The 5514-nt window shown below is 52.3% G+C and carries 6 protein-coding genes; all 6 read right to left on the reverse strand.

What is annotated here, in order from left to right; all coding sequences use genetic code 11:
• Positions 1-101 precede the first annotated feature (101 nt).
• Positions 102-794, reverse strand: coding sequence for a hypothetical protein (locus R6T97_RS16100; RefSeq protein WP_410350299.1), 693 nt, complete (start codon positions 792-794; stop codon positions 102-104).
• A 146-nt stretch (positions 795-940) separates the two neighbouring features.
• Positions 941-1684 (reverse strand): glycosyltransferase family 25 protein, encoded by a 744-nt coding sequence (locus R6T97_RS16105; RefSeq protein ID WP_410350300.1) that lies wholly within the window; start codon positions 1682-1684, stop codon positions 941-943.
• Positions 1681-2610 carry a glycosyltransferase family 2 protein gene (locus R6T97_RS16110; RefSeq protein WP_410350301.1) on the reverse strand — a complete coding sequence of 310 codons (930 nt, stop codon included), beginning with the start codon at positions 2608-2610 and terminating at the stop codon, positions 1681-1683. The genes R6T97_RS16105 and R6T97_RS16110 overlap by 4 nt, the downstream gene beginning before the upstream one ends.
• A 40-nt stretch (positions 2611-2650) precedes the next feature.
• Positions 2651-3022 (reverse strand): hypothetical protein, encoded by a 372-nt coding sequence (locus R6T97_RS16115; protein WP_410350302.1) that lies wholly within the window; start codon positions 3020-3022, stop codon positions 2651-2653.
• Positions 3023-3403: 381 nt separating this feature from the next.
• A complete protein-coding gene (locus tag R6T97_RS16120; protein WP_410350303.1) occupies positions 3404-4330 on the reverse strand; it encodes a glycosyltransferase family 92 protein in 927 nt (308 codons plus the stop codon).
• Positions 4327-5403: a capsular biosynthesis protein gene (locus R6T97_RS16125; protein ID WP_410350304.1), complete on the reverse strand. Its 1077-nt coding sequence runs from the start codon at positions 5401-5403 to the stop codon at positions 4327-4329. Before R6T97_RS16125 ends, R6T97_RS16120 begins: the two co-directional genes overlap by 4 nt.
• Positions 5404-5514: the final 111 nt, after the last annotated feature.

Consider the following 5514-nt stretch of genomic DNA (forward strand, 5'->3'; position numbering starts at 1 on the left):
GGGGTAGTGTGGTTTATTGCTCTAAATCGAGGCTCAAGATCAAGGAGCACCTCGAATCAATGCGAGACTATCCAATGCTTACGGCGTGCATCAGATACGTTTCACTTTTGCCCACGCAGCCGTTTCCACAAACTGGATCGTTCGGGCTGCTGTATCATTAAAAGGTACCTCGCGAAGTCTAGCCGCCCGGAAACAACATCCTCACTCACCGCGTTCAAGAGACGAATATTGGACGCCATTCTTGATTGAAAAAGGTGAAAGAAATTGTTTTCACCATAAAAAGTGCCAATTCCGAAAATCCCAATGTCGGATAAAGGCCACTTTGGGATCAAGACGTTTCGGGGATAGGACAAAGTCAACGGAACACCAATCTCGATGGCACGGATGCTCAGAAGTTGTGCGGGATCATGTGTATCTGAATGACATAGAGATGGCTGACCCAACCGAAGATATGTTTCGTTCGAAAAAGCCAAGAACATTGGCCCCGCGTAAATGGCTGATGGGTCAATATGGTTTGCGACTTGAGCCAAGCCAAAAATACCGCCGCTTCTTGCTGTCTTGACAGCCAGTTCATACGCATCTCTGCTCAGTGGAAATGCATCAATGTCCACAAAGACTATAATGTCATCTTCAGAACTTTTGGCGACTCGATTCATCCAGTCTCCATGGCTCTCGCCATCCGTTGCTACCTGTTTCAAAGGTATCCCCAGCTTATCAAAAACAGATTTTTGAGAGCGCAGAATGGATTTGTCTACATTTTCCCAATAAGGACTTAGGACTGTTGGATCGTTCACTTAATTACCGCTCCGTTGAAACTGACGCGACAACTCTATCGCCCCGTTGTTGAAGAAAAACTGATCTTGGCAAAATCTTAGACTTGCTTTGCTTTGAAAAGCCTCTTGCATCGCTTGGATCACAACGGCGGTTGCATTCGCTTCCATCATGAAACCCACTTTCCAAGCCGTTTGTGGTAAGTCTTGCGCCAATAAGAGAGCCGCAGAAACCGCCGCGAACTGCGTCGTTTGCGGCGTGAGGCCCGTGGCCTACATGGCTCCCGGTCTTGGCGAATGTCCGACTTTGCCGATTTCATGTCCGGATGATCAACCAGTCTCGGCGCAAGTGCATAGGCCTGCATTTCCGAAAGATCGGTGGGCCAATCGGCTGGCTCCGTTATGGGCAAACTTTGATCAACCAGCTTTTGTGCGCCATCGCGCGTAATGATGTATCCCGTGGTCAGCCATGGCGTGGACATGCAGCGGTAAGCGATCTTGTTTTTGTCCAGTTTCAAACGATCGGTGCGGCGTACCAATGCGCGATAGTGGTCCAACAGTAAAAGATCACAGGCGGGCATCTGGACCGTCTTGATAAAACCGAAAAACGCTTCGTCAACGATGGCGTCATCTTCCAGAATGACGGCCATTTCGAAACCGCGCGTAAGGATTTCACGGTAAATAAAATGATGCGACAGGGCGCAGGCGAATTCGGCATTTCCCATTTCACGGCCAAGATACAGGCGGGCCGCTGGACGGTCGATCATGCTTTCATATTCCGGCGGCAGCCCATTGCGCCCGTCAATGGCATGCCAGATTTCATAAGGCACGTTACGTGTTTCGAAGGCGTTGATCAGAGGCGCACGCCGCTCGGTCGCATCTTCAAGGCTCAATATAAGAACAGGAGGGCTCATGAGTACTCTTTCGGCTTGCGGTGATGACGCGCCGACATCTTCTTGCTTTGCAAGAACAACCACCCCTGCACACGCCAGTCAAGTGGCCGGATTTGCTTGAGAAGTGCCGTGGCCGGAGTGTCCACACCCTTGTGTGCCGCGTGACGCAGGACCCGACGGATCAGAAACCAGCGGTCCGCGGAGCGCCGTGGAAAGTATGCATGGTTCTTCTGATAGGTTCGGATCCGGCACTCTGCTTCAACTGTCGTATCTGTCCCTGTGGACAAACGGTCCGCAACTTGTTCACCGGTATCGTAACCCCTGTGGATGCGGAACCCCGGCGCGGCATCGAACCAGCAGGCATGGCCAAGGCCATAGAGCCTGCAAAACAGATCACCGTCTTCGTCAACGGTCTGTTCCACGCAAAGCCCGCCGACATCCTGAAAAACCGCCTTTCGCACCCAGAACCCATAGCCAATACCCGGCATCTTGTGTTTTAGATGAACATCGGCGGGGATGACGCCGTGCTGTAGCGCCTTCCAGCTTTTCACTGTGGTGTTGTCTTCCGCGTTCATCCGGTGATTGACCAGCATGACAGCGGAAAAACCGAAGTCTGCCGCGCCCTGCTCTGCTGCGGCCAGCACGCGCGCAGGGTAGTCGCTCAGGATTTCATCGTCGTCATCCAGAAAAATGACCACTTCGCCCCGTGCGATGCTTACACCGAAATTCCGTGCACCGGCGGCCCCCTTATCACCCTCGTTCGTGACAATCGACAGCCGAGGATCATCGGCGACCGAAGCCAGCGCACCCTCTGCCGTGTCCGACTGATCGTCAACGACGATGATTTCCGAACCCTCCGGGCAGGCCACCAGCGCAGAGGCAACCGCCCGCGTCAAGATCGACGGACGATTATAGGTGGGAATAATGATCGACAGGCTGGGTGTCATCGCAGTGTGCCTTTGATGTTCACGTTCCGGATAGCAGCCATCATCCTGCACCTGTCAACAATGCGTCAACCTTTGCCTTGAAGGCCATCGTGGCCGCTCTGCAGGTATCAAGCATCTGTGGCTGTGCGATGCCGGTTTCCAGTTTATGCAGCCAGTTTTTGCGAGTGGCATAAGCAGGAGGCAGGCGATACCCGTAAAATTTGTTGGAAAACGGGATGCAGATCGTTTTACGCCCCAAAAGCAACGACCAGTAAACACCATGGTAGCTGTTAGAGATGACGGTTCTGCCACTGGCGATAAACCGGATCGACTCCTCAAAACTGCCGACATTGTTGGCCTTGTCAGGGATGCTGTCCGGTATGCGGATATGTTGCTTTGCAGTTTTGCCGCCATGCCAGTAAAAAAACCACATCGTGATCGGGTGTTATATCGGCATCAAACAACGGTGACATGCAACTTGCGCAGGGTGCAAAGTCATAGCGCCTATCACCCCAATCACGGCTTCCAACCAGGTCACAGAGCCTACGCGCACGCCGATATTTCGCTGAGATCGGGAAGGTCTGGCGCGTTCCGACACCCCACGCGATGTGCAACGGTGATCGGCCCAAATTGACGCCTTCAGCGTCAGCAAGGCCACCAAATATCTTACCTCCGCCAAAGACACAGGCATCGTATGGAGCAGACACTTCCCGCATATCTTTGACAGTGGCATCCCCCCAATCAAAATAATCAAATGGGCTGCACGCCTGATCCCCAACGTTATTTGTATTACGCAGATGTTGAAAAATCAGTTTCATAGCAGGACCGCACGAAATTCTTCATCAGTTTCTATGCCGTGGCGCTGCAAAAAACGTTTTGCGGTCATGTCGGGCTGCAGGTTCTCTTCTATCAGGGCGGCCTTTTCCAAAATTTTCCCCTTGCGCTGGTTCTGCTCAACACCGGACACAGCAGGCCCCGATATTTTTTGCGCCATCTCGGCTCGGGACCTGAGGTAATAATGGTTCAATTGCAATCTCGCATTGGTTACAAAACTGTGCGTAGCCCGCGTCTTGTTCCACGTCACTTTGCCCAGCATATTCGCAGTCTTGGGCCCCATTGAATGGGTCTCGAATTTATGTACGCCAACTTGCCTGACATCGCATGGATCCACGATACATTTGAAGTTCAGCAAGCTGCCGGTTTGATGCAGTGCCCGGTGAGCATATGCAAGAGGCACTGGCCCGCTTGGCATCTTATCGTGCCCGCCGTGGCCAAACATGACCCAAGGCAAAGAGATATTTGACACGTCAGAAAGGGCAGCCAAACTTTCCAGAATCGTAGAGGTGTTTTCAGGTACTAAAAATTCATCAATATCAATAAACCCCATCCAGCGATAAGCGCCCCCAAAATTGGAGATGGCATGACAATAGGCCAAGCTCTGACGCGGCAAGATCATCGCGGGTTTGTGGGATGAGGTATCTAAGGCCCAAGGGATGATGGTGACGTTCAGCGCAGGTATGGATTTTGCAATCTCAACGGTACGATCAGTAGACTGGTTATCGTAAATGAAGAAATCTGTGATCCCGCCAAGAGCATGAAACCGCAACCAATCGCCAATGTAATCAGCTTCATTCCGGACAATCGCTACAAGCGCCATGCCGTCCCGGTTCGGGGAAGCCACAGGTGGTTTTATGTCGATTTTCGAAGCACGCAAAGTCTTGCGCCAACTCCAGAGTTTCAAGCGGAATTCCTTTCGTCGCAAGCATCCCAAAACCCGTTCTGATCACGTCCCGCTATCCGCGTTTCGATTGCGGCGTTTTCTGGCTTTGAAATCTTGGGGTAATAACACGCGTCCAGATAGGACAAAAAGGCTTGCCTTGCTGCCGCATCAAACGTCACGGCATCCGGTCTTGACAGAACCTGTGCGACATCTTCTTGAGTTCTTGCCGACGCCGCGATACCGTCTATCGCCCAAAAGCAATCACCGCAAGCAACCACCGGCTTATCAAAAAACATCGCCTCCAAACCGACAGAAGAATTGACCGTCAGGATGAGGTTGGCTTGTTTCACCTGCTCGAACGTATCTGTGATGTTATCCAGAACAACGTTATCAACCCCCGCTTTGTCAATGGCATCCTTGACAAACGGCAGCGCCGAGGGATGTTCCTTTATACGGATATGCCATCCTTTGGGGGTTTGTTCCGCAGCCTTCAAAATAGCGGCAACAAAAAGATCAACTGTTTTGAAAGCCCCTCCATAGATGCGCAACTGGCTGTCGCCGGGAACTTGCAGCGGTACAAAGACAAATGGCTGGGTCAATGGAAGTACCTTATTGCTGACAGTCACTGCCGCGGATGGTTTGCGCTGCGCAATGGTATCACGCAGGGCGCGCCAGCTGTCTTTGTCTTTGGCATGTGTCGCGGCCCATTTGACATACGGATCCACATTGCGCGGCAGAGAGTTGGCGAAATTCACACCTTTCGGATCGATCGTGATGCGGTCAGCAAATGGCGCAAGTTCGAAGAACAAAGTTTTATTGCCTGCATCTTTCGCCGCATCCATAAAAACACGGCGCGTTCCATTGAGCCCATTCCAAGCGACGGCAACAACCTCGGGATTACGGGCAAAATAAGCGCGACACCCTGTATACTGTCGCTTTAGCAGCCAATGCTTCGCGCGCTGAACGAAGGCCGAGCGGGGCTGCTTTGTTGCAGTCGCCAAGGCATTCGCTGCCCGTGCATCGGCTTCGGCATAATGGGTCAGCCCGACCGGGGCTAAACGCATAAATGTGATATCCCCTGCCCCGGCAAGCATTGTCTGCATCCAGCGCTTTTTCGCTTTGCGTGGGTCAAGGCAGATAAAGTTGACTGGCATCGACGGCTCACTTCAAGCTGATTTACGGTCAGACCCCAAAGGATCTAACTT

It is taken from the genome of Yoonia sp., from assembly GCF_046498525.1.
Classification (GTDB): domain Bacteria; phylum Pseudomonadota; class Alphaproteobacteria; order Rhodobacterales; family Rhodobacteraceae; genus Yoonia.

Bases quoted from the DNA above. Each gene is read 5' to 3' on its own strand.
- R6T97_RS16105 (WP_410350300.1), bottom strand. From the start codon at position 1,684: ATGAGCCCTCCTGTTCTTATATTGAGCCTTGAAGATGCGACCGAGCGG.
- R6T97_RS16115 (WP_410350302.1), bottom strand. From the start codon at position 3,022: ATGTGGTTTTTTTACTGGCATGGCGGCAAAACTGCAAAGCAACATATC.
- R6T97_RS16110 (WP_410350301.1), bottom strand. From the start codon at position 2,610: ATGACACCCAGCCTGTCGATCATTATTCCCACCTATAATCGTCCGTCG.
- R6T97_RS16125 (WP_410350304.1), bottom strand. From the start codon at position 5,403: ATGCTTGCCGGGGCAGGGGATATCACATTTATGCGTTTAGCCCCGGTC.